We start from the raw sequence: 22,583 nt of genomic DNA, 5'->3' as shown, positions 1-22,583 counted from the left end.
AGAGGATCTTTTTGGAAAGTGTGTTCCCGGTCAATGACCGGGAAAAACCAGTGATTGAGTACTCTTGAACAGGAGAAAGCTCATGATTCGCAGGTTTTACATGGCTGTACTGGCGTCACTGGCCCTCGCGGCTGGCGTATACGGCGTGTCGTTGCCGGCCTACGCGACCGACCAGGCTGACCAACGGCAGGAATCGCGTGACACCAAACAGGAAGGGCGCGAAGCCTCAAGGGAAACCAAGGAAGAATGCAAAGAGGGTGATGAAAAGAGCCGTGCCGATTGTCGCCAGGACAAGCGCGACACCAAACAGGACACCCGCGACACGGCCCGGGACGTTAAATATTAATAATAAGTTGGACTGATGGCTTGCTGGCGATGGCGTCGATGGGATCGCCATCGCTGGCAAGCCAGCTCCTACAGGATTTGCGCGGTATGTTGAATTTGTGGAGTGACACACCTCTGTAGGAGCCGGCTTGCTGGCGATGCGGTAGTGGCCGTGATGCCGCCATCGCTGGCAAGCCAGCTCCTACAGCCGCGACTCGGCCACTAACAACAATGACTGCGGCACGGGACTTTGCGGGTGCTGTGGCTCCTGAAGGCCGGCCAGCCGAAAACCGGCCATGTCCAGCGCATTGATCCAACTGGACAAGGTTCGCAAGTACCACGGCATGGGTTGCCACTGCCCGTCGAATCCACTGAACGTCTCTTCCCGCCAGCCATCCTGATAGTCGCCCGCGGCCACGGTCCATGGATGCAGCGTCTGGATCACCAGCGCGCCGTCGGGGGCGAGCAGGGCGTCCATGGCCGCGAGCAAGGGGATGATGTCCTGGTGCAGCAAGGCAAAATTGGCGCAGATCAGGTTGTAGTCGCGGCCAACATCCACTCTCGCCTCCACCAGCTGTTCATAGCTGGCCAGATGCACCGGTGACGACCCCGCCGCCCGCGCCGCCTCGACCAGCGTCTCATCGCCATCCACACCGACCGCCTCGATGCCACGTTCCGCCAGCGCTCGCAACAGCCAACCCTCGCCACAGCCGAGGTCGAGCACGCGCTCTGGCTGGCGGCCCAGTATCGCCAGCAGGATTGCCTGGTCCGTGACCTTCAGACGGCTTTCGATGGCGCCGCTGCGGATGGCTTCGATCCAGGCGTGGGCGTTGTGGTGCCAGCTCTGGAGGAGGGTGGATTCGTCGGCGGGCATTTCGATGTCCGGAGTGGTTGGCTGCATACAAGCATAGTGTCTCTACGCCTGATTGGGACAATGCGACCTGAGTGTTGTCGAATGGAGTGACAAGCGAAGGTGGGTAATCTGGAAGTTGGCACACCCTCGTTTCGCAATCCCGTTCAGATTGAGAGGTGGACTGATGAACAGCATTATTTACATCGTTGGGCTGGTGGTGGTCGTCGTGGTCGTCCTGTCGTTCCTTGGATTTGCATAGTCCTGTGCACCAGCGACGGGCTGAGCCAGCCCGCCGCTGAACTGACGGTTATCGGTTAAAACGCTCCGCCAGGCTGTGCAGATACTCGGCCATCTCTTCAAGGTCCTGACTGATGGCCGCACCTTGCTTGGCCTGTCCGGCACTGTGATCGCACAGCTGCGCAATGCGCGTGATCTGTTGATTGATGTCTTCAGTCACGTGACTTTGCTCTTCCGACGCCGATGCCATCTGCTGGCTCATGTCGGTAATCCGACTGACGGCCTGGCTGATGCCGACGAGGGCAGCCTGCACCGCCTCGACACGCTGCATGCTTTCTCGGGAAATCTGCTCACCGCGTGTGGCCGTCGAAACTGCGCGATCAGCTCCTTCGTGCAGCGAAGCAATGATGCCGTGGATCTGTTCGGTGGAGGTGCGGGTGCGCTGGGCGAGGGATCGCACCTCGTCGGCCACTACGGCAAACCCGCGACCTTGCTCTCCGGCCCGCGCCGCCTCGATCGCCGCATTCAGCGCCAGCAGGTTGGTCTGTTCGGCAATGGACGTAATCACGTCGACGACGCTGCCGATCGATTGCGTCTCGCTTGCCAACGCGTTGACCGCCTGGCCGATTTCATTGACGGCCGCGTTCATGGCCTCCATGGCGCGCAGACTTTGCCCGGCCAATTCGCTGCCGTCCCTCGTCAACTGGTCAGCCTCCGAGGCGGCATGGGCGGTATTGATGACGTTCTGCGTCACTTCCTGGTTGGTAGCAGCCATCTGCGAGATCGCGGCGGCGGACTGATCCGTTTCGTTGCGCTGACGATCGAGCGATTGCGCCTGCAACCCCGACAGCTCGGACGATTGTGCCGCCTTGGCCTTGACACTGACCCCGGCATCGACGAGCCGGCTCAAGGCTGTCTGCAAACGGGCTTCCTCACTGAGCATGGCCATGTCCAGTTGACCCTGGGGACCATGGTTGTCGCTGTAGGTGAGGGCGACCAACCGATCGGAAAATGCCTTCGGATGCTCGGCCAGGGTGCGCTTTATAGCGCCGCGTTGTCGGGACTCGATCAGGTACCAGGCAATCCCCAGGCTCACCACCAGCACCCCCTGGGCCGCCGCTTTTGGCAGCCACTGATCAGCCAGCAGCGAAACCGCGCCTGCCACCAGCAATGGCCAACCGTGCTGCAGTGGCCGGAAAATCCGCGCACTCAGCGCGACGATCGGCTTGCCCGCACGCATCCTTGCATAGAGCGCTGATGCCCGACGCACCTGGTCGCGGGTGGGCACCGAGCGAACTGACTCGTAACCACTCATGCGGCCGTTTTCATAGATAGGCGTGACGTAGGCACTGACCCAATAGAAATCACCATTTTTCGCCCGGTTTTTCACAATCCCCATCCAGGGTTTGCCTTGCTTGATGGTGTGCCACATATGAATGAACACCCCAGGCGGCATATCAGGGTGCCGGACCAGGTTATGGGTCTGGCCGACCAGTTCGTCGTCGGTGAAACCGCTGATGTCGACAAACGCGTCATTGCAGTAAGTGATTCGACTATCAAGGTCGGTGGTGGAGATCAGGCGTTGTTCGGCGGGAAACAGTCTTTCATGGTCGGTTACGGGCAAATTCACGCGCATTAAGGGCGATCCCTGGTCGGATTATTATTATGGTGTGGAGCATGTAAATCAGAGGAATTCGCGACGTGTTCTACGCGGATTTCGTGGTCGGCGACCCTGCATTCGGCGACAGTTTCTTTTCATTTGATGACAAGTGCAGGGAAATCCCAGCCGTGCCTGGAAGTTGGTGATCAAGGATCAATATGACTTCGCATACAGTGCCCAGGTTTTGGTGAGCTGACCTGTAAACACGGCAATCGATGCGCTGGAAGACCGCCTGGGTCCATAGACATTCTGATCAACATCACGTTCGCGTTTCGAGGACGGCACCTTCAGCCACGGCGAGAACCTCAAAAGCGGTGTACACACCCCTTGGAAGACCGTGAAGATCCAGCGCCACACCGAACTGGAGCTGCGCTTCACCGACCCGGCGACCCAGCAACTGCACCCGGGCGTACGCGAGACCATCCGCGCCGGCTCCAACCTGTTCGTGACTTACCCCGGCTACTCGGACTACCGGCACATTCCGGTAGTCGGCAAGGGCGTGACCTTCCAGCTGCCAGGCTCACCTGATCGCTGGGGCATGATGTGCGAGGCCGACCTGGAGGAGGTCTACCGCCGGCGCTCGCTCAGCCACGGCCTGATGAAACCCTACGTCGCGACCATGACCGGACTCTTTGCCTGCAATTTCCTGGCCCAGCATTACAGCGGCCTGGGCCAGGGCGTGATCGATAGCGTCGAGGTCTTGAGCATGTTGTGTGCGACGCTGCTGTTCAGCCGGCTCGGGCCCAAGCGTCTGGCGGCAAGGCTCAACGAGATGACGAGCGTGATCAGGACCATCGCCGAAGGCGAGGGCAACCTGCGTCAGCGTCTGGACATCAAGCGCATGGCCAACGATGAGACCGGTGACATGGGACGCTGGATCAACAGTTTCATCGATAACCTGGACTCGGTGGTCGGGCAAGTGGTGAAGGCCAGCAGCAACGTCGGCACCACCAACCAGATGATGCTGGGCCGCAGCCAGGAAGCCGGTGTCACTTCCACCGAGGTGGCCGAAGCGGTGCATCGGATGATGATCATCGTCGAAGACCAATTGGGCGAGATCCAGCAGGCCTCTGCCAGCGCTGAACAAATGAAACAGGCGATGGACGAAGTGGTCACCCGCGCCCGCGAGCAATTTCTCGCCGTGCAGGAAGGGACGCAGTCCATTCGCGATGTCGTCGAGCGTTCTTCTTCTAGCGTGCAGTTGCTCGATAGCAGAATGACCGAGATCGGCAAGATCACCGGCCTGATCAGCGACATCACCAACCAGACCAATCTGCTGGCGCTCAATGCCGCCATCGAGGCCGCACGAGCGGGTGAAGACGGGCGAGGTTTCGCGGTGGTTGCCGACGAGGTCCGCAGCCTGGCCTCACGCACGTCACGGGCGGCCGACGATATTCGGCACATGGTCGAAGGCTTGCAGAACGAAACGCAAAAAGCCGTCAGCTTCATGGAGGAGGGCGTCAAGGACGTCGATAACAGCCTGCGCCTGGCCGAAGATGCCTCCTCGGAAAACGTGCAGCTGCATCAGGCTGTAGAAAGCATGTTCGCGATCATTCAGCAGCTCAACAAGCGCAGCCTCGACTGCGGCAAGACGATCAGCAAGGTCGATCACTGCTCCACGCAAATGCGCCAGACCGTGGTGGTGCTGCAGAACAGTGCGGAAACGGTGCGGCTCAATGCCAACAAGCTGCAGAAACTGGTGGGGCAATTCGAGGTGAGCAGTAATACCGAGCGAGTGGCCGCCGCATGAGCCATTTGATATAGCTTGAAACGAGGTTTTTATTCCACAAAACAAGTACTAACGAATTTTATATTGCGTTTTAATCTAATCAGGTATTTTGAATTGATTGGAGTATTTGTCATTGAAAACCCGAGCTTTTTTACCCCTGGGCCTGGCTTTGCTGGCTACCTGCTCAACTGCGTGGGCAGGTGCCACCCTCGATCGCGTCACGCAAAAAGGCGAATTGACCGGCGTGCTGATGGAGAGCTATCCGCCGTTCTCGTTTCTCAACGAGCAGAACCAGCTGGACGGCTTTGACGTGGACGTGGCCAAGGCCGTTGCACAACGCCTTGGGGTGAAGCTCAAGCTGGAAACACCGTCCTGGGATGTCATCGCCGCAGGTCGCTGGAGCGGACGCTATGACATCTGCGTGTGCTCGATGACCCCGAGCAAGGCCCGCGCCGAAGTGTTCGATTTCCCCGTGGAGTATTACCAGTCGCCTGCGGTGATCGTGGTCAATGCCAAGGACAACGCCATCACGGCGGGCAAGGATTTGTCCGGCAAGAAAGTCGGTGTGATCAGCGCTTCAACTTATGAAGCCTACTTGAACAAGGACCTGGTGATCGAGGGCGCCGGGGACAAGCCATTGAGCTTTCCGTTCGACAACGTCCAAGTGGCGCCCTACGACAATGAAACCGTGGCCTTCCAGGACCTGGCACTGGGCAGCGGCGTGCGTCTGGATGCCATGGTCACCAACCTGATCACGGCCCGCGAGCGAATTGCCCAAGACCCGCGTTTCAAGATCGCCGGCGAGACGCTCTATGCCGAGCCGAATGTGGTGGCGATTGAAAAGGGCGATGCGCAATGGAATGCCAAGGTGACCGAGGTGATCGGCCAACTGAAGGCTGACGGCACTTTGAGCAAAATATCGCAGAAGTGGATCGGTGCCGACATCAGCCAATGACAGCCCTGAACCCACACCCGGCCAAAACGACGCTGGCCGCCGACATCGGAAAGCGTCGTGTGCACCCGCTGTTTGCCTTTCGCACGCGCCTGTACCTGACGTGGGCGACGCTGTTCGGATTGTGCGTGATGTTTTTCATGAGCTTCGACCTGAAGTTCTCGATCATCCTGGAGAAATTGCCGAACCTGGTCGGACTGCATCTGGGGCCGAACGGTTTCCTGCAAGGTGCCGCGCTGACGTTGTTCCTGTGTTTCGGCTCGATCTGGCTTTCATTGCTGCTGGGCTTCGTGACGGCGCTGGCGCGATTGTCACGCAGCGCGGTGGCCTATGGCATCGCCAGTTTCTATGCGTCCTTCTTTCGCGGCACGCCGTTGCTGATCCAGATCCTGCTGATCTACCTGGGCCTGCCGCAGTTGGGCGTGGTCCCTGGCGCCATCAGTGCCGGGATCATTGCGCTGTCGCTCAATTACGGGGCCTACCTCAGCGAGATCTTCCGTGCCGGCATCCAGGCGGTCGCCCCCGGGCAACGGCAAGCGGCGATGGCGTTGGGGCTCGGGCCGATCGCGGCTTTCGTGCACATCATTTTGCCGCAAGCGATGCGCACGATCATTCCACCGACCACCAGCCAGTTCATTTCAATGCTCAAGGACTCATCGCTGATTTCGGTGATGGGCGTGTGGGAGGTGATGTTCCTGGCGCAGTCCTATGGGCGGTCTTCCTATCGCTACATCGAAATGCTCACCACCGCAGCCGTCATCTATTGGTTGTTGTCCATCGGGCTCGAGCTGATCCAGCACCGCCTTGAGCGCCACTACGGCAAAGGGTTCAAGCACCCGCGCTGATTCGCTCTCAGTCATTCACTTTTTTCAGGAACCACCATGTCCGATCCAAAACCTCTTCTGTTTGCTCTCTATGAGCAAGCCAGCGTGGGCTGTGGCGGTGCGCCAAGCCTGTGGACGCACCCTGCTGACGAACGCCTGGCGATCAATTCCCTGGGCTACTGGTCGAACCTGGCGCGCATCGCCGACCAGGCGCACCTCGACATGCTGTTTTTCGCCGATGTCCTGGGTTTCTATGACGTGTTTGGCGGCAACGCCGATGCGGCGATGAAATGGGCGGTGGAAGCGCCAGCCAACGACCCGCTGATGATCATTCCGGCACTGGCGGCCGTCACGCAAAACCTGGCCTTTGGCGTGACCGTGACCACCAGCTACGAGCATCCCTTTACCCATGCCCGCCGCTTCAGCACCCTGGATCACCTCACCAATGGCCGGGTCGGCTGGAACATCGTCACGTCCTACCTGTCCAGCGCAGCGCGCAACTTCGGCCTGGAGCAGATGATCAAGCACGATGATCGTTATGAGCGCGCCGAAGAGTTCCTGGATGTGGCCTACAAACTCTGGGAAGGCAGTTGGGCTGCCGACGCCGTGGTCGCGGACAAGGCGAGCCGGCTCTACGCCCGGGGTGATCGCGTGCGACCGATCAATCATGCGGGTGAGCATTACCGCGTGGCCGGACCGCACCTGACTTCTCCATCGCCGCAACGCACGCCTGTGTTGATTCAGGCGGGCTGGTCGGGGCGCGGTCGTGAGTTCGCCGCCAAACACGCCGAACTGATCTTCATCGCCAAGTCCAACCCCCGGGAAATTCGTCTCGGGCTGGAAGAGATCTGGGCCAAGGCCGAGGCCCGTGGTCGTCAGCGCGAAGATGTAAAGTCGCTGACGGTGCTGCGCATCGTCACGGCGAAAACCGAAATCGAAGCCCAGCGCAAATATGACGAACTGCAAAGCAACTACCACTTGCAGGCACAGCTGGTGAGTTATGCCGGTGACACCGGTATCGATATCGGCCGCTACGCCGACAGTGAGGCGCTGTCCACCCACACCGAGGGCATGACCTCCTACGTGATGCATCCCGATGGCAGTGGCAAACCCTTGACCGCCGGCGACGTCAAACAGCGCTTTGCCAAGGTGACCCGAGGCAGCGACCTGATCCTGGTAGGCACACCACAACAGGTGGCCGAGCACATCGAGGAACATGCACGAATCTCCGGCACCAGCGGCTACATGCTCAACCCGCTGATCAGCCCCGGCAGCCTCGAGGATTTCGTTGAACTGGTGATCCCCGAGCTGCAAAAGCGCGGGCTGTACCGCAGCCAACCGCATAGCGGCACCTTCCGTTCGCGGCTGCGGGCAGACGGTTCAAGTCGTTTGCCAGCCTCGGCCTATGGGGCTTCGTTCCGTTTTGACTGAGCCTTGCAGGCATCTGGATAGTAATCCCAACCCTGCGAGTCCGTTCAATGCGCTGCGACAGGCTGACTGTCCAGCGCATCGGGCTGGGTGCGAATGATCATCAGTCCCGCCGCTGCAATCGCCAATGGCACGATCAGCGCCGAGTAATAACCCGCAGGGCCGCCGTGCTCGAGAAACCAGCCGCCGCTTGCTGATCCGATGATCGCGCCTACCCGCCCCAGGGCAATCGCCCAGCCTGTCGCCGTGGCGCGCAAGGCGGTCGGGTACGCCTGGGCAACCATGTAGTTCAGGACGATTTGCTGACCGCCGATACCCAAGCCGGCCAAACCGGCGAGGATGAACATCAGCGCCCAGTTCGTGCCGCTGTTCGCCAGGCCCAGGCACAGGGCAATCCCGAATAGGAACAGGGCCAACAGCAACAGTCGAATGTTGATCTTCGGCAAGATGATCGAGAGTGGAATCGCACAAACGACAAACACGGCGTTGACCGCAACAGTGCCCATGGGTGCCTGCTCTGCGGGGAGCCCGGTGGCTTTGAGAACGGTGGGTAGCCAGGAGAGAAACATGAACCATGCGACCCAATTGAACAGGTAGATCGTCCATATTCCAAAGGTATTGCGCGCCAGGCCGCCAGAGAACAGGGAGGTGACGCTGGTTTTGACATCCACCTCCGGAACACTGAAGGTACTGCCGGGCAAGAACTGCTTTTTGCTGATGGTGGCAACAATTTTCCCGATCTTTGCAAGGCTGCTGTTCGTGCGGCGTCTCGTGAGGAAATACAACGACTCTGGCAGTGCGAACATCAAGACAACCACCAGCAGCAGCGGCACGATACCGCCGACGGCAAAAATGCCTTGCCAACCGATCGAGGGCAGCATCCGGGCGGCCAGTAGCCCGCCAAGAATGGCGCCTGCGGGCAGCCCCAGCAAAACGGTGGTCATGATAGTGCCCCGCTGTCTGGCACTGCCGTATTCGGCCGCGAGCGATAGCACTACGGGGGTCGCACCGCCCATGCCAAGCCCGGCGATGAAGCGCAGGACCAGGATCTGCTCGGTAGTCTGCGCAAATGCGGTGGCCAGGGAGGCGAAACCAAACAATGCGACGGACCCGATAATCGTCGGTCGTCGGCCGAATTTATCGCCCATGAGGCCCAGTACCATTGCCCCGAGCACCATGCCGACAATTCCGGCGGTCAGGATAGGCGCCAGAGCGCCTGCGCCGAGTCCGAATGCCTGGATGATCGAGGGACCGGTGAACGCAATCGCTTGAGTGTCGAATCCGTCGAGAATGGCGACGAAAAAGCAGAGGGCAAAAACCCGCCACTGAAAAGCACTGGTTCGAGTGCTATCGATCAACTCGGGAATTGAATAATGAGTGCTCATGACGGCTCCAATCAACAGGTCGTTTGTTATCGTTCTTGTGCGCAGGCAGAACCTGTCGAATCACAGGCTAAGGGTGATGCGGAACAGGGTCTAATATCGTATTGGTGGCGTACGATACCCAGCAGGTATGACCGACCAGCGCAAGCTGCGAGCAGCTCAGGTGCCGAATGGAGTAGAAAAGTTGTACAAATTCTCTGTTAATGGCGTAAAAACTATACATTGAGCTAATCTTGTATAGTATTTAAAAAAAACGCCGAGAAGCTGATGAACATGGCCAGTCCCAGACGCTTTCTCGAACCTCGCCTGTCGAGATGCTGGCTGTTGCTGCTGATACTCGCCGTACCTGCCTGGGCGGATTGGCGTCCCGCGTTGCCTGATGCTCGCCTGGTGGGCAGCGGCGACTTCACCTGGTTCGGCATAAGCCTGTACACCGCACGGTTGTGGAGCCCGGGGGTGCCGATGACTTGGGATCAACCCTTTGCGCTCGAGCTGACCTATCACCGGGACTTTTCCAGGGACACGCTGGTTGAGGCCAGCCTCAAGGAAATGCGTCGCATGGGACCGGCTCGTCCAGAGGAGTCCACCCTTCAACGCTGGTCCGATGAAATGCATGAAGCCTTCGTCGATGTCCGGCCCGGAATGCGCATTACCGGGGTCTACCACCCAGGCTTTGGCTGCACGTTCTACGTCGACGGCCAGCTTCGCCGGCGGGTCGACGACCCTGTATTTGCCCGCGCCTTCTTCGACATCTGGCTGGATCCGCGCACGCGGGACAAGCCGTTGCGTCAACGACTGCTGGGGATGACCGGGCCGGCTGATTGAGGAGGTTGAGATGCGTCGAATACTGGTACTGCTCGTTTGCCTGTTGCTGGCCAGCTGCAACAACGTTGGGGTGGAGCATTACGCCCAGGAGCGACCGGCGCTGGATCTGGTAGCGTTCTTCTCCCGGCCGGTACAGGCCTGGGGAATGTTCCAGAATCGCTCGGGCGAGGTGGTCAAGCGTTTCCACGTGCAGATCGAGAGCCGTCTCGAGGGGCAGCAATTGATTCTCGACGAGCGTTTTCTCTACAGCGATGGCACGCGCCAGCGCCGGGTCTGGACGCTGCAGCCCGCCGGCGCCGGGCGTTGGCGTGGGCGTGCGGACGACGTCATCGGCGAGGCAAGCGGCGAGGCCGCCGGCAACGCGCTGCGCTGGCGCTATCGCCTTGACCTGCCGGTCGACGGCAGGCATTGGGAAGTGGATATGGACGACTGGATGTACCTGATGGACGAAGACACCATGATCAATCGCACGAGCATGAGCAAGCTTGGCGTCGAGGTGGGACAAGTGACGCTGTTCTTCCGTCGCCAGCCGTAGACGGATTCACGCGCGGGGTGCAGCCATGCGCAGGATCAGCGGCAGCCACACTGCCCACAGCGGCGCGAGCAGCAGGGTCGTGCCAAGGGTGCCCAAAGGCAGACCGACACCGGCCAGCTTTGCGCCGGCGAGGTAAGCCAGGGGGCCACCGCACAGGCCCAGTAGCGCTCCGTACCACACCGGGCGTCGCGCCCAGGCCAGGCTGTGGCGCAGCCCGCTGGCCAGCACCAGCCACAACAGGGCCAGCCACAGGGGCAGGGGTTGCGAGGTAAAATCGAAGACGCCCAGCGCACCCAGGCCGGCATCCAGCAGCCAGCCTGTCAGCCCCACGCAGACCAGTGTGGTTGCTTCGTCCCGCGGCCGTGGGCAAGCAGCCAGATGCACCAGCAAGCCCGCCACCACTGGCAGCAGCAGCCAGGGATGCCGCTCGCTCAGCACGCAAGCCCACCAGGCGGCCTGCATCCACAGCGCGTTGCCGATCAACCAGGCCCGGCTCAATTCAGGCGGCCGGCAGCGAGGCGCGGCGGGCGGCCGGGGCTGCCCAGAGCAGTTGCGCGACACCGATGGCGCGCTCCTCGAAACCGCCCTGGCAATAACACAGGTAGAACTCCCAGAGGCGCTGGAAAGTGTCGTCATACCCCAGTTCTACCAAGGCGCTGCGCGACTGGCGCAAGTTGTCGCGCCAGTGCTGCAGCGTGCGCGCGTAGTCCAGGCCGAAGTCCTCCATGTGCACCAGGTTCAATGCGGTGTGGCGACTGGCGGTCTGCAGCATGACGCTCAAGGAGGGCAGGGCTCCGCCGGGAAAGATATGGCGCTGGATGAAATCCACCGAGCGCTGGGCCTGCTCATAACGCTGGTCGCGGATGGTGATGGCTTGCAGCAGCATCAAGCCGTCGTCCTTGAGCAGCGAGGCGCAGCGGCGAAAGTAGAGCGGCAGATAGCGGTGCCCGACCGCCTCGATCATCTCGATCGAAACCAGCTTGTCGAAGCGCCCGCCGAGGTCGCGGTAGTCTTCGCGCAGGACGGTAATGCGCTCTTGCAGGCCAAGCGCCTGGACGCGTTGCCGGGTATGGGCGTACTGCGCCTCGGACAACGTGGTGGTGGTCACCCGACACCCATGGCGGGTGGCGGCGTGGATTGCCAGGCTGCCCCAGCCGGTGCCGATCTCGAGCAGATGGTCGTCGGGGCCCAGCGCGAGTTTGGCGCAGATACGCTCGAGCTTGTTCAATTGGGCCTGCTCCAGGCTCTGCTCCTGACTGTCGAACATGGCAGCGGAGTACATCATGGTCGGGTCCAGCAGCCGCTCGAACAAGGCATTGCCCAGATCGTAATGGGCCAGGATGTTGCGTCGCGAACCACGCCGGCTGTTGCGGTTGAACCCGTGCAGCAGGCGCAGGATCGGACGACCGAGGCGCGCCAGGCCGCCCTCGAGGGCGTCGAGCACCTCCAGGTTGGCGACGAACAGGCGGGTGACCGCGGCCAGGTCCGGACTGCGCCAGTAGCCGTGGGTATAGGCTTCGCCGGCACCGATCGAGCCGTTGGCAGCCACCATGCTCCAGGCGGCCTCGTCGACGATCTCGACCTCTGCATGCAGCGTGCTACCGATGTCGCCGAACAGCCACTGCCGCCCTTGGCAGATCAGCCGCAGACGGCCCTGGCGCAGGTGGCGAAGTTGCGAGAGCACGGCGCTCCTGGCCAGGCCACCGAACAACGGCGCCAGGCCAAAGGATTTGCTAACGCTCAGGGTTGGATCGGACATGCTCGGACTCCTCGATGACAGGGGTTTCGCTGCTCTGACAGGGCGTATGGGTGTAGAGCGGGTTGCGCTTGAGCAACAGGCGCAGGGCTTGCCAGTAAATGGCGCCGAGGGTGCGCAGGCTCATCCAGGGGAAGGCCAATACGTGGCGTCGAAGTGCGGCGGCATCCAGTGGCTGGCGGCGCAGGGCCAGGTCGGCCTCAAAGACTTTTTGCCCTTCGCGGCGGTTTTCCATGTGGATGCGCAGGTGCTCGCCGTCAATGTCAAAGCGCATGTGGTACTGCATGTCCAGCGGCAGGAACGGCGAGACATGGAAGGCCTTGTTGACCGAGAACTGTCGGGGCTGACCGGGCAGCACCGACAACACGTAGTGAAAGCGCTCACGCCAGGGTGTGTTACGCACCTCCAGCACAATCGCCGCCAGCAGCCCGTCGTTGTCGTGGCAAAAGTAGAAACTGACCGGATTGAACGAAATCCCCCAGCTGCGCGGCTGTGTCAGCAAATGAATGGCGCCGCCCGGCGCCTGGCCCAGGGCCTTGGCCACCACTTCGCGCACGGCATCCTTCAAGGGCATGCCGCGACGAGTCCAGGCCGGCAGGTAGTCGGTTTCCCGCCAGCACAACGGCGCCAGGCGAGACGCACCGAGCAGCGGGGACAGGCCCAGCAGCCGTTCCTGTTCGTCCAGGTCCAGGTAGAACATGCCGCTGCGATAGCGGAAGCCATGGAACCGCGGCGCCAGGCGCCGGTGGCTCACCCAACCGTAGCAAAGGCTGCTGTTCACAGTCGCTCCCCGAAGCTTTGAGCGACGTCCAGTGCGCTGACCACGCCATCCTCATGGAAGCCGTTTGCCCAGTAAGCACCGCAGAAGTAGCTGTGCTGGTTTCCCTGCAGCTCACCCTGGCGCGCCTGGGCTGCCATGGCGGCCAGGCTGTATTGGGGATGGGCATAATTGAAGCGTGCCAGCACCTTCGACGGGTCTACGCTGTCGCCCTGGTTGAGGCTTGTGCAGAAGGTCACCTGGGCGTCGAGGCCCTGCAGGATGTTCATGTTGTAGGTCACGGCCGCCGGGGCGTGAGCGGGTCCGCCGAGGCGATAGTTCCAGCTGGCCCAGGCCTTGCGCCGGCTGGGCAGCAGGCGGGTGTCGGTGTGCAGCAGGACTTCGTTGGCGGCATACTCAAGGGCGCCGAGCACCTCGCGCTCGGCGGTCGACGGTTGCTCCAGCAGCGCCAGGGCCTGGTCGCTATGGCAGGCGAACACCACCTTGTCGAAACGCTCATGGCCTGCGGCGCTGTTGATCATCACGCCGCTGTCGTCCCGGCGCACGCTCAGCACCGGGCAATTTAGCCGAATGCGCTCGCTGAAGGACTCGCACAACGGTTGCACGTAGCTGCGCGAACCACCCTCGATCACTCGCCACTGGGGCCGCTGGCTGATCGATAGCAGGCCATGGTTACGAAAGAACCGCACGAAGAAGTGCAGCGGAAAGTGCAGCATGTCGGCCCTTGAGACCGACCAGATGGCCGAGCCCATGGGCACGATGTAGTGATGGATGAAACGCTGCCCGTAGCCTCGCGAGTGCAGGTAATCGCCCAGACTCATGCCGGGCTCGATGCGCTGGCCGTCCAGGTCGGCCACCGCCTGGCGGTTGAAGCGCAGGATATCGCGCAACATGCCCCAGAAGCCCGGCGACAGCAGATTGCCGCGCTGGGCGAAGAGGGTGTCGAGGTTGTTGCCGTTGTATTCCAGGCCACTGTGCGGATCGTTGACGGAGAAGCTCATCTCGGTGGGGCGCGAGGCGACGCCGAGGTGATCCAGCAAGCGAATGAAATTGGGGTAGGTCCAGTCGTTGAAGACGATGAAACCGGTGTCCACGGCATAACGCTGTCCCTGCCATTCGACGTCGACCGTATGGGTATGACCGCCAATCCAGTCAGCCGCTTCAAACACAGCCACCTCATGACGACGTGACAGCAGATAGGCACAGGTCAGCCCAGAGATCCCGCTACCGATGATGGCGATGCGCATGTGCCGCTATTCCTGTTCGGTTCGCGCCAGGCGACGGCCCAGGGCCAGGCGCCAACGCGCTGGCAGGGCGCCGAGCAGGCGCAGGACGAGAGTGAAAAGCCGTGGAAAGTTGATCTCCAGCGGACGGCGCGTCAGGCGCGCGATCACATGCCGCGCGGCGCGGTCGGCGCTCCAGATTTGTGGCATGGCAAAGGTGTTGCGCCGGGTCAGCGGGGTGTCGATGAAGCCCGGGCTGACCAGCGTTACATCGATGCCTTCGGCGTGTAGATCCAGGCGCAGGGACTCGACCAGATACCTCAGGGCCGCCTTGGACGCGCCATAGGCTCCCGCCCGCGGCAGCGCCAGCCAGGTCACCGAGCTACCGATCACGACCAGGTGGGGTCGATGTCCGCGGCGCAGCAGGGGAAGGGCCGCCTGCAGGCAGTAGCTGACCCCCAGCAGGTTGGTGCGTATCACACGCTCGACGGTCTCGGCCTCGAACCCGCCGGGCACCAGGTATTCGCAGGTGCCGGCGTTCAGGATCACCAGGTCCAGCGCGCCCCACGCCTGCTCGATGTTCTCGCAAATCGCCTCGACCTGGCGTGGCTCAGTCACATCGCCAGTGGCGAGCAGGGCCCCGGGGTAGCGCAGCATCAGCGGCATCAGTGTTTCCGCGCGCCGGCCACCCAAGGCCACCTCATGGCCTTGATCCAGAAGGCGTTCGGCCAGGGCAGCACCGAGGCCGCTGCTGGCGCCGGTCAGCCAGCAGCGGCTCATGCCAGCCTGCCCTTGATCCAGCCGATCACCCCGCCAAGCAGCGGGATGTGCTCGTAGAGCAGGGCGCCGGCATCGAAGTAGTCGTGGTGCAGGTAGACCTGTTGCGCCCAGCGCAGGTGGCTGCACCCATGCAGGCGGATCGGCCGGCCGCGGGACAGGCGTGGATGACGAAAGTGCAGGTTCCAGCGAAGGTAACCGTGGCCAGGCGCGGTTTCATCCACGTCAAGGATGTCGTAGCGAATATCCTCGACGTTGCTGTACAACTTTTCAAAGTAACCGCGCAGTGCCGGCAAGCCCTCCACCTGATGCAGGGGATCACGAAACTGCACGTCGTTGCTGTAGAGCTCGCCCAGCCTGTGCAGGCTATCAGCGTTCAGCGTGGCGAACGTGTCAGCGAAATGGCGGAGATAGGCAGACATGACAGGCTCCAGGCAAAATTGTACAAGTCGACAAAACTGTACAGGTTTATCTGTAGCCTAGGGCGAAAATTGTACAAGTCAATATGCTTGTACACTTTTTGTGGCGGTCGTGGTGTAACGGGTGTCAGCCACCGAGCCTCGCCAGTTGACGGCGAAGATCGGCCACTTCGTTCTCCAGTGCCTGGATTTTTTCCAGGGCGGCCATCTTGTCGCTGACGTCGTGCTGTATGCCGATGTAGTAGGTCAACTGGTCAGCTTCATTGTGCACGGGGGTGATCGACAGCTCGTTCCAGAACAGGCTGCCATCCTTGTGATAGTTACGCAGCACCTGGCGGCAGGGCTGACCGAGGCGGATGGCGTCGCGGATGACCGCAAGGCCTGCCTGGGCATGATCGTCGGCCTGCAGGAACCGGCAATCCTGGTAGAGAATGTCGTCGGCACTGTAGCCGGTCAGGCGCTCGAAGGCAGGGTTGGCATAGATGAGGATGCTGTCATCGCCTTCCTGCTCGGCCACGACGATGCCGTCATTGGAGGCTTCGACCATCAGTTGCAGGAGTTTGGCATCGATCATGGTCTGGGCTCGCGGTGGTTCGTGGGTTTGCCCCACAGCGTAGTCGTCAGCGACAGCGATGCCTAGATGGCAGGGCGCAGGAGCCGGTCTTCGATGGAGGCTGGTTTAAAAGTGCCGGGCCTGGTTTAGAATGCCGACACACTCAGCAGGCACCCCCTTTCAATGACCGAGCCCAGCGAATCCGCCTCCGACGACGTCTTGCTCCCCATGCGCGAAGTCGCCAGCCTGACCGGCGTCAACCCGATCACCCTGCGGGCCTGGGAGCGCCGCCACGGGCTGATTCGACCAGTACGCACGGTGGGCGGTCATCGCCTGTATTCACAACAGGACGTCGAACATATCCGCAGTATCATGCTCTGGACGAGCCGGGGCCTGCCGATCAGCAAGATAGGCGCTTTGCTCGTGCGCCAGCAGGACACCCCCGGTATCGCTGGATCAGGCTCGGTCGAAGCGCCCCTGGTCCAATGGCAAGAGGCAATTCATCGCGCCACCCAGGCGTTTGATGGCGCCGAGCTGGAGCGTCTTCACGGGCAACTGTTCACCCTCTACCCGAAGGCTACGGTGCTGGAGACTATCCTGCTGCCGGTCTGGCGCAGACTGGCAGCCGGCAATGCTTTCGGCCGCCGCAGCCAGTGGCTGTTCCTGGACGCCTTCCTGCGTGCGCGGCTGTTATTGCGACTGCAGATGAACCCGGGCAAGGGGGCGTGCGTGCTGCTGGCAGACGGCTCGGGTCATGCACACGAACTGGAGCTGTTGTGTGCCGGTGTGTTGATGAGCAATGACCAGCTGCGCATCGAGGTGTTGGGCCCGGGCCAGCCCCTGGAAGAACTGCCGTTGCTGTGTAAAGCGATGCAGCCCGCCGCGCTGGTGCTGTGGGTCCAGGCGCCTCTGCAGGCCGATGCGCACCAGCGCCTGTGCGCCCTTCAAATGGGCGTCGCGTGCCCGGTGGCGTTGGCCGGCGACGCAGCTGCCACTTCGGCGGCAGGCGTGCGCGGTGCTTCGATTGCCATTCTGGGCAATGACGAAGCGAGTATTTTGCCCAGGCTTGAAGCCTTGGTCAGGGGGACGCTGCAAATTTGAATCCGGTTGTTCCAGCTCAAGTCAGGGAACACGACGGGGTTTCGGATCGAAACGGGTTCCCGCCAGCCTGATGAGCACTGGCAGTATGCGAATCACCGGCAGACTGAGCACCCCACAGCACCAGGCCTCATGAGTTGCCGCTCATTGGCAGTACCTTGTGGAAAGCAAATGGCGTATAGTTCATTTGACTGAAAAAATTATTCATTTGGAGGTAGTGATGATGAGCGCTTCAACGGTTGCTCCGCGTCCGACCAAAATCAAAGAAGAGCCTCGTGAAGCCGGGATTGCGGCCTTTTGGCGATTCAGTTCCGCCCGCGAGTTTCTCAAGGACTCCGAGCGGCTGAATCAGATCAGGGAGGGATTTCCCGCCTATCTCGTTTACGCGGTCAGGCAGACCTTCGACCTCCATGAGCGCAATCTGGAAACGCTGCTCAATGCCTCCTTCTCGACACTGGAAAGACGTCGGCGTGAGCACAAGAACCTGGATTCCGTTGCCTCCGAACGCCTGGATCGGATCGCCACAGTGGGTCACCTGGCCGAGGAGGTCTTTGAGAGCCAGGAGAAAGCGGCTCAATGGATGTCGACTGCCAATAAAGCGCTCGGCGGTGCCGCACCGATCATGCTCTGCGAAACCGAGATAGGCGCCAGGCAGGTTCGCCGTGTCCTGCATGCCCTTGAATGGGGTGGTGCAGCCTGATGCGGGCTTGGCGAATCGCGAAAGCGAAACGTGCGACCGATCTATCAGGTATGGGAGCTGCCATCGAAGGAGGGCGGTGGAACGATCAGGATGTTCCAGCTGTGTACATGGGACTGACACCGGCTATCTGCTGCCTTGAAACATTCGTCCATGCGGGGGGCGAGCCTACTTTCCCGATGAAGATCACCTGCTTCGAGCTGCCCGCCGATGCCGCGCTTTACTGGGAGCCTGATCCAAAAACCTTGCCTGAAGGCTGGGCGAGTCTTCCCGCTGACCGTCCAGGCATGGACTTCGGCACTACCTGGCTGAAGGCGAACACTCACCTTGGCTTGATCGTGCCCTCGGCAGTGTTGGTCCTGGAGCGTAATGTGGTGATCAACCCCAATCATCCGGCGGTCAGCCAGATCAAGGTGGTCGATGTCTTTGACTTCATGTACGACCCTCGCATGTTCAAGTAGGGCATCTCACCTCACATGGGCTCCTGGAATGGAAAGCTACTTGCGTCGCAACTTCGTGGACTTTGACCCTAACCTCGACCTGGATAGGAATTTCTTGACCTGAGGGCAGGGGACATCTACCAGGACTGTTGAAACATAACTCAACTAAATAGATGTTTAGTTGAGTTATAAGGATTATTCATATAAACGCACAGGGCAAAGGTGCGACTCTAACCAAAAACAGCCAACCATATAGTATGCCCACCACAATCCGGATCTTCCGTTACTTGCTCAACGACGCTAAAACCATGGGCATTGAGCAGCGCAGTATACTCATCGTGGTCCAGGCTGGCGTGATAAAGCGTTTCACCCTCGAACCTGCCCAACGCGATGCCATGGGCCGTTCCGCTGGTAAACATCAATGCGGCACCAGGTTGGGCATGGGCCTGGAAAATCGGGAACATTCGGCGCTGATCCTCAGGCGTCAGGTGAAAGAAACTGTCCCACGCCAGGATACCCGCGTAACGCTGATCAAGCGCTAACTGGCGCATGTCGGCAACATGCCAGTCGTGCTGTGGGAAACGTTGCTGACACAAGGTTATCATCGCCATGGACGAATCAATGCCACACACGCTGTGTCCGGCGTCGATCAAGTAAGCGGCCATGGGTTCGGCACAGCCACAGCCGATGTCGAGAACATCACCAGTAGCAACAGGCATGGCCTGACGAAAACGATCCAGCCAGGATTGCTCGACGAGGCGCCGCGAGCGAACACGATCCCATGTTTGAGCGTGACGCTCGTAGAGATCGATGATTTGATGAGCTGCTTCATGCATGAGGGGCAATCCTGAGGGATGTGGTCGAGGGATGTGGCTGGGGTTTGAAATGTACCTTGGAGACGCCCTGTGTGGAATACCTATTGGTACGCATAATGTATATTATGTTAAACGAGGTGCTATGTTAGGTATGTTCATCAGCAGCCTAAAGCACTGATTCGACAAACCCGCTTCTACCGTCCACGCTCTCAACGGGCCATGTCCTTCGTGTTCATGGCGCGTTATTTAATGAGGTGGCTGCCGATGAAGCTGATTCAGTGCCGTTACTCTTCTGGTCAGCGTGTACCGCTGCTTGTGCAGGATGGTCAGGCGGCGCCATTGCCCAAGCTAGTCCCATTCATCTACGTCCAGCTCAAGCTCAGGCATCGTGCATACAACACCGCAGCAGCGCACCTGCGGGCGATCCAGGCTTTCTACACCTATGCCAAAAGCCGGGAGCTGGATATCGATGAGGCCATCTTGGCGGGCCGTTTTGAGGCGATTCTGGCGTTACTGGACGGTTACGCCATCTGGCTCCAGAGCGGCCGTCAAGCCGACAACCTAGTCGCCCGAATTGGCACAGCTAAAACGACATCTTTTCCGCTGATCGATCCGCGTACCCGTGACCAGTACCTGCGGCTGTTGAAGCAGTACCTGTCCTGGTGTGTCACCCGATACATCCCGCGCGCCCGTCAGAACTCAACCACCCTGGCAAACATCGAGGTTGTATTTGCAGATGTCGCCGACGTCATTGAACGACGCTTTGAGAGCCATATCATCAATGTTCGTCCCGACCACGCTCGTTACCGCAGCCTGACAGATGCTCAACTCCAGATCATTCGCACACTGATTCGCCCGGGCGCTGCGGAGAATCCGTTTCCGGAACGATTGCAGTTGCGCAATTGGCTAATGATTGAATTGCTGCTGGAGACCGGTATCCGTCGCGGAGAGCTTCTGAAGCTCTACACCACGGACATCAATCAGGGTTCTCAGCATGCCTATGTCAGCATCAATGACCGCGAACATGACCCAGCCGACCCACGCGCTGAAGAGCCTGCGCTGAAAACCCACGGACGGACAGTAGGTATCTCCGCACAGTTGTATGAGGTCTACGAACACTATATCCAGGGCGAACGGCGCCCTCTGCGTGACGGCAAACCGATGAAATTGCTGTACCGCTATCTGTTCATCTCGGATCGAGGCCGCCCGCTGTCGATTCGCGCACTGTCTAACGTCCTCGATCGGCTGTTTCTGACCATTGAACTGGCTCATCCAAGTTTGTTGCCTACACTTTCCGCGCATGACTTTCGCCACTCGTTTGCCGACCGCTTTTTAGCTTACCTGGTCGAGAAGCGTGGGCATGACCTGGAGCGGGCTACGGACGAACTCCGACGAGTCTGCGGTTGGTCTGATACGTCGACGATGCCACGCCGTTATGCAAGTCGTTATCTAGCTGAGTCGGCCAACCTCCACAATGCCCAGCGTGCCTCGGCAGCCTGGAGCCGACTTGACAGTTAAAGAGGTTCGCCGTGACCAAATCAGCCGATCAAGAACAGGCTTCACCCTCCTCCTCTTTTCCGGCCTACGAGTTCGAGGGCCCGGCTCAGGTTGCGATTCGAACTCGCACTAATGACCAGCCAAGGTACGTCGATACTCGATTGAGCGCCTGGACGTGGTACGACGGCGGTATTGCGATGACAATTGATTGGGCCGAGCTTGACTTAACTCCAGAGTTTAATGAAATAGCCAAAGGCTTTATGGCATATGCGTTAGAGAAATATGCTCCCCAAACAGCGTTCATATTTGTAAGGTCTCTTGTCTATTTATCAAGTACCAATCTCGCCCGCCACTTTCCTTGGGATCATCAAGATTTAATCGCCCAATTAGAAGGATTCAAGCGCTCCAGGCATAATCTCATTGGGTTTCGCAGGCTTTATCGCTGGGCAGTTGATAGAGGGATTAAAGGTTTTGATCTAAATACTTACCTAACGATCAAAGATACAAAGTCAGCACGGGTTGACCCGTATGCGCGAATTTTTCTATCGCAGTCTGGCTTAGACCTTGATGAGGAAGTTCGGTTGCTCAAACGCATTGAACGATACATTTCATCTAACTCTTGGGGGGAAGCCCAGTTTAATATAATGCTTCACTTGGGTTTCGAACTCGCACCACGCTCGATTCAATTCCATTCCCTTGACATCTCGGATTTTGAGTTCATTGAAAGTGCTGATCATGAGAGGTACTACACCCTGTGGCTACCCATGGCCAAAAAGGTCGGCCAACGCAGACCTGAGCGACGGCCGCGCAAAGTCACCTCCCGACTGGGTGAAAAAATCTCACGGCATGTTTCAGAAATTCAACGCCGCTTTAGCAGCAACTGCGAACCATTATTTGTAAATTCTAACGGAAGAAGACTGTCTGTAACTGAAATCATAATGGGACTCAAACATGAACTGAGAGAGGCTGGGATAGACAAGCCTAACCAAGTAACCATGTTGCTCCGTCATCACCTAGGGCAAGGTTTGGCGGACCAGGGAACACCGGCAGACATGATTGCCGAACTGCTTGGCCACAACAGCACTGTTGCAGCGCGTGCTTACGTCACGGCAACCCCCAACATTGCCCGGGTCAAAGAGAAAGCACTCGGCAAGAGTCCCGCCTATCAACGCATTATGCGCAGTCTCTTGACCGGGGAAGTCGTGCAACGCCGCGATACCGCTGCCGAAAGAGCGATCCGTGGCGTGATCGACACACAGTACATCGGGGACATCGGTGCATGTGCCCTCCCAGTTCATACGCACTGCCCCTACAATCCCGTCTATGCCTGCTACACCTGCAAGAAGTTTCACCCCTTTGCTGACGGCCGCCATGAGCAGGTGAAAGAGGCGTTGCAACGAGAAGCCCAACGGTTCATTGACATGGCAGAACAAGCCGGAGACCTCCTTCACAATCGGCCTCTCGCCCAGCATCAGACAACCATCCTGGCGGTAAGCGCTACCATCGAGCGCTGCCGGCAGCACACGGAGGGTGCCGCAGATGACGCTGTCTAGGGCAAGGCCGAATCTCGAGGGCTTTATTACACAGGAAAAAGCGATTTTTCAGTCGTTACCAATTTCAACACCGTGGGCGTCACCGGTGTGGGGCGTCGGAAGTTGGTTACCACAACGGGATAACCAACATGCTCTTACCTTCGAAACGCATCGGCAAGCCTTGAGAAGACAGGCTATCCCGCCCCGCCTAAGGGACCACTCCCCTGCACTTTCCAAGATTTTAGCAAG

General features: G+C 59.8%; 22 protein-coding genes and 2 pseudogenes. 12 read left to right on the top strand and 12 right to left on the bottom strand.

The genetic code is table 11. From position 1 onward, the window contains the following. The first annotated feature begins 82 nt into the window (after window positions 1–82). Window positions 83–346 (top strand): hypothetical protein, encoded by a 264-nt coding sequence (locus ACM6I6_RS16480; RefSeq protein WP_323608984.1) that lies wholly within the window; start codon window positions 83–85, stop codon window positions 344–346. A gap of 180 nt (window positions 347–526) precedes the next feature. Here the strand turns inward: ACM6I6_RS16480 and ACM6I6_RS16475 are convergent, their stop codons facing one another. From ACM6I6_RS16475 to ACM6I6_RS16465, 3 genes and pseudogenes are all read right to left on the bottom strand, one after another. Then, window positions 527–1,198, bottom strand: a complete 672-nt coding sequence (locus ACM6I6_RS16475; protein WP_414920257.1) for a class I SAM-dependent methyltransferase — start codon at window positions 1,196–1,198, stop codon at window positions 527–529. A 286-nt stretch (window positions 1,199–1,484) separates the two neighbouring features. Further along, complete coding sequence (locus tag ACM6I6_RS16470) at window positions 1,485–2,627, bottom strand: methyl-accepting chemotaxis protein (RefSeq protein WP_414920256.1); 1,143 nt, start codon at window positions 2,625–2,627, stop codon at window positions 1,485–1,487. Window positions 2,628–2,759: 132 nt separating this feature from the next. After that, window positions 2,760–3,050, bottom strand: a pseudogene (locus ACM6I6_RS16465) (PAS domain-containing protein); the annotation flags it as partial. A gap of 283 nt (window positions 3,051–3,333) precedes the next feature. Between ACM6I6_RS16465 and ACM6I6_RS16460 the strand changes: the two are divergent. From ACM6I6_RS16460 to ACM6I6_RS16445, 4 genes and pseudogenes are all read left to right on the top strand, one after another. Further along, window positions 3,334–4,824 (top strand): annotated as a pseudogene (locus tag ACM6I6_RS16460) (methyl-accepting chemotaxis protein); the annotation flags it as partial. Window positions 4,825–4,936: 112 nt separating this feature from the next. Next, entirely contained in the window at window positions 4,937–5,758 is an 822-nt protein-coding gene (locus tag ACM6I6_RS16455) for an ABC transporter substrate-binding protein (RefSeq protein WP_274075702.1), read from the top strand. Then, the gene (locus tag ACM6I6_RS16450) at window positions 5,755–6,600 is read left to right on the top strand and encodes an amino acid ABC transporter permease (protein WP_274075701.1); all 846 of its coding nucleotides are present in this window, start codon (window positions 5,755–5,757) and stop codon (window positions 6,598–6,600) included. The genes ACM6I6_RS16455 and ACM6I6_RS16450 overlap by 4 nt, the downstream gene beginning before the upstream one ends. 36 nt (window positions 6,601–6,636) lie before the next feature. After that, window positions 6,637–8,010, top strand: a complete 1,374-nt coding sequence (locus ACM6I6_RS16445) for an LLM class flavin-dependent oxidoreductase (protein WP_414920246.1) — start codon at window positions 6,637–6,639, stop codon at window positions 8,008–8,010. Between the two features lie 44 nt (window positions 8,011–8,054). On the opposite strand, the gene ACM6I6_RS16440 is transcribed toward ACM6I6_RS16445, so the two are convergent. After that, window positions 8,055–9,392, bottom strand: a complete 1,338-nt coding sequence (locus tag ACM6I6_RS16440) for an MFS transporter (RefSeq protein ID WP_414920245.1) — start codon at window positions 9,390–9,392, stop codon at window positions 8,055–8,057. Window positions 9,393–9,662: 270 nt separating this feature from the next. Between ACM6I6_RS16440 and ACM6I6_RS16435 the strand changes: the two genes are divergently transcribed. Both ACM6I6_RS16435 and ACM6I6_RS16430 read left to right on the top strand, forming a co-directional pair. Beyond that, window positions 9,663–10,214: a chalcone isomerase family protein gene (locus ACM6I6_RS16435; protein WP_414920244.1), complete on the top strand. Its 552-nt coding sequence runs from the start codon at window positions 9,663–9,665 to the stop codon at window positions 10,212–10,214. 10 nt (window positions 10,215–10,224) lie between these two features. Continuing rightward, window positions 10,225–10,749 (top strand): DUF3833 domain-containing protein, encoded by a 525-nt coding sequence (locus tag ACM6I6_RS16430; RefSeq protein ID WP_274075180.1) that lies wholly within the window; start codon window positions 10,225–10,227, stop codon window positions 10,747–10,749. 6 nt (window positions 10,750–10,755) lie between these two features. Here ACM6I6_RS16430 and ACM6I6_RS16425 read toward each other — a convergent pair whose 3' ends face one another. From ACM6I6_RS16425 to ACM6I6_RS16395, 7 genes are all read right to left on the bottom strand, one after another. Beyond that, window positions 10,756–11,247 carry a DUF2878 domain-containing protein gene (locus ACM6I6_RS16425; RefSeq protein ID WP_274075181.1) on the bottom strand — a complete coding sequence of 164 codons (492 nt, stop codon included), beginning with the start codon at window positions 11,245–11,247 and terminating at the stop codon, window positions 10,756–10,758. A gap of 1 nt (window position 11,248) precedes the next feature. Next, window positions 11,249–12,508: a class I SAM-dependent methyltransferase gene (locus ACM6I6_RS16420; RefSeq protein ID WP_414920243.1), complete on the bottom strand. Its 1,260-nt coding sequence runs from the start codon at window positions 12,506–12,508 to the stop codon at window positions 11,249–11,251. Next, window positions 12,483–13,286: a DUF1365 domain-containing protein gene (locus tag ACM6I6_RS16415; RefSeq protein ID WP_414920242.1), complete on the bottom strand. Its 804-nt coding sequence runs from the start codon at window positions 13,284–13,286 to the stop codon at window positions 12,483–12,485. The genes ACM6I6_RS16420 and ACM6I6_RS16415 overlap by 26 nt, the downstream gene beginning before the upstream one ends. Continuing rightward, entirely contained in the window at window positions 13,283–14,530 is a 1,248-nt protein-coding gene (locus tag ACM6I6_RS16410; protein WP_414920241.1) for an NAD(P)/FAD-dependent oxidoreductase, read from the bottom strand. Before ACM6I6_RS16410 ends, ACM6I6_RS16415 begins: the two co-directional genes overlap by 4 nt. A gap of 6 nt (window positions 14,531–14,536) precedes the next feature. Further along, on the bottom strand, window positions 14,537–15,286 hold the full coding sequence (locus ACM6I6_RS16405) for an SDR family NAD(P)-dependent oxidoreductase (RefSeq protein WP_414920240.1): 750 nt from the start codon (window positions 15,284–15,286) through the stop codon (window positions 14,537–14,539). Next, window positions 15,283–15,705, bottom strand: a complete 423-nt coding sequence (locus tag ACM6I6_RS16400) for a nuclear transport factor 2 family protein (protein WP_414920239.1) — start codon at window positions 15,703–15,705, stop codon at window positions 15,283–15,285. The genes ACM6I6_RS16405 and ACM6I6_RS16400 overlap by 4 nt, the downstream gene beginning before the upstream one ends. 124 nt (window positions 15,706–15,829) lie before the next feature. Further along, complete coding sequence (locus ACM6I6_RS16395; protein WP_274075187.1) at window positions 15,830–16,276, bottom strand: PAS domain-containing protein; 447 nt, start codon at window positions 16,274–16,276, stop codon at window positions 15,830–15,832. A 162-nt stretch (window positions 16,277–16,438) separates the two neighbouring features. Between ACM6I6_RS16395 and ACM6I6_RS16390 the strand changes: the two genes are divergently transcribed. From ACM6I6_RS16390 to ACM6I6_RS16380, 3 genes are all read left to right on the top strand, one after another. Then, complete coding sequence (locus ACM6I6_RS16390) at window positions 16,439–17,356, top strand: MerR family transcriptional regulator (protein ID WP_414920238.1); 918 nt, start codon at window positions 16,439–16,441, stop codon at window positions 17,354–17,356. A gap of 184 nt (window positions 17,357–17,540) precedes the next feature. Continuing rightward, window positions 17,541–18,053 (top strand): antitoxin Xre/MbcA/ParS toxin-binding domain-containing protein, encoded by a 513-nt coding sequence (locus ACM6I6_RS16385; protein ID WP_406590778.1) that lies wholly within the window; start codon window positions 17,541–17,543, stop codon window positions 18,051–18,053. Continuing rightward, window positions 18,053–18,511: an RES family NAD+ phosphorylase gene (locus ACM6I6_RS16380; protein ID WP_274075189.1), complete on the top strand. Its 459-nt coding sequence runs from the start codon at window positions 18,053–18,055 to the stop codon at window positions 18,509–18,511. The genes ACM6I6_RS16385 and ACM6I6_RS16380 overlap by 1 nt, the downstream gene beginning before the upstream one ends. Before the next feature lie 209 nt (window positions 18,512–18,720). On the opposite strand, the gene ACM6I6_RS16375 is transcribed toward ACM6I6_RS16380, so the two are convergent. Then, the gene (locus ACM6I6_RS16375) at window positions 18,721–19,326 is read right to left on the bottom strand and encodes a class I SAM-dependent DNA methyltransferase (protein WP_274075190.1); all 606 of its coding nucleotides are present in this window, start codon (window positions 19,324–19,326) and stop codon (window positions 18,721–18,723) included. Window positions 19,327–19,569: 243 nt separating this feature from the next. Here ACM6I6_RS16375 and ACM6I6_RS16370 point away from each other — a divergent pair, with 243 nt between their 5' ends. Together ACM6I6_RS16370 and ACM6I6_RS16365 are read left to right on the top strand one after the other, a co-directional pair. Continuing rightward, complete coding sequence (locus tag ACM6I6_RS16370) at window positions 19,570–20,823, top strand: tyrosine-type recombinase/integrase (protein ID WP_274075191.1); 1,254 nt, start codon at window positions 19,570–19,572, stop codon at window positions 20,821–20,823. Window positions 20,824–20,834: 11 nt separating this feature from the next. After that, the gene (locus ACM6I6_RS16365; RefSeq protein WP_274075192.1) at window positions 20,835–22,355 is read left to right on the top strand and encodes a tyrosine-type recombinase/integrase; all 1,521 of its coding nucleotides are present in this window, start codon (window positions 20,835–20,837) and stop codon (window positions 22,353–22,355) included. The last annotated feature ends 228 nt before the right edge of the window (window positions 22,356–22,583 follow it).

The organism is Pseudomonas sp. IT-P218, assembly GCF_949767605.1.
GTDB classification, from domain to species: Bacteria; Pseudomonadota; Gammaproteobacteria; order Pseudomonadales; family Pseudomonadaceae; genus Aquipseudomonas; species Aquipseudomonas putida_AE.
Note: the sequence above shows the minus strand (reverse complement) of the source record. Positions and strands in the feature narration are given on the sequence as shown.

Bases quoted from the DNA above. Each gene is read 5' to 3' on its own strand.
- ACM6I6_RS16480 (WP_323608984.1), top strand. From the start codon at position 83: ATGATTCGCAGGTTTTACATGGCTGTACTGGCGTCACTGGCCCTCGCG.
- ACM6I6_RS16475 (WP_414920257.1), bottom strand. From the start codon at position 1,198: ATGCCCGCCGACGAATCCACCCTCCTCCAGAGCTGGCACCACAACGCC.
- ACM6I6_RS16450 (WP_274075701.1), top strand. From the start codon at position 5,755: ATGACAGCCCTGAACCCACACCCGGCCAAAACGACGCTGGCCGCCGAC.
- ACM6I6_RS16445 (WP_414920246.1), top strand. From the start codon at position 6,637: ATGTCCGATCCAAAACCTCTTCTGTTTGCTCTCTATGAGCAAGCCAGC.
- ACM6I6_RS16440 (WP_414920245.1), bottom strand. From the start codon at position 9,392: ATGAGCACTCATTATTCAATTCCCGAGTTGATCGATAGCACTCGAACC.
- ACM6I6_RS16435 (WP_414920244.1), top strand. From the start codon at position 9,663: ATGGCCAGTCCCAGACGCTTTCTCGAACCTCGCCTGTCGAGATGCTGG.
- ACM6I6_RS16430 (WP_274075180.1), top strand. From the start codon at position 10,225: ATGCGTCGAATACTGGTACTGCTCGTTTGCCTGTTGCTGGCCAGCTGC.
- ACM6I6_RS16420 (WP_414920243.1), bottom strand. From the start codon at position 12,508: ATGTCCGATCCAACCCTGAGCGTTAGCAAATCCTTTGGCCTGGCGCCG.
- ACM6I6_RS16410 (WP_414920241.1), bottom strand. From the start codon at position 14,530: ATGCGCATCGCCATCATCGGTAGCGGGATCTCTGGGCTGACCTGTGCC.
- ACM6I6_RS16405 (WP_414920240.1), bottom strand. From the start codon at position 15,286: ATGAGCCGCTGCTGGCTGACCGGCGCCAGCAGCGGCCTCGGTGCTGCC.
- ACM6I6_RS16400 (WP_414920239.1), bottom strand. From the start codon at position 15,705: ATGTCTGCCTATCTCCGCCATTTCGCTGACACGTTCGCCACGCTGAAC.
- ACM6I6_RS16395 (WP_274075187.1), bottom strand. From the start codon at position 16,276: ATGATCGATGCCAAACTCCTGCAACTGATGGTCGAAGCCTCCAATGAC.
- ACM6I6_RS16390 (WP_414920238.1), top strand. From the start codon at position 16,439: ATGACCGAGCCCAGCGAATCCGCCTCCGACGACGTCTTGCTCCCCATG.
- ACM6I6_RS16380 (WP_274075189.1), top strand. From the start codon at position 18,053: ATGCGGGCTTGGCGAATCGCGAAAGCGAAACGTGCGACCGATCTATCA.
- ACM6I6_RS16375 (WP_274075190.1), bottom strand. From the start codon at position 19,326: ATGCATGAAGCAGCTCATCAAATCATCGATCTCTACGAGCGTCACGCT.
- ACM6I6_RS16370 (WP_274075191.1), top strand. From the start codon at position 19,570: ATGAAGCTGATTCAGTGCCGTTACTCTTCTGGTCAGCGTGTACCGCTG.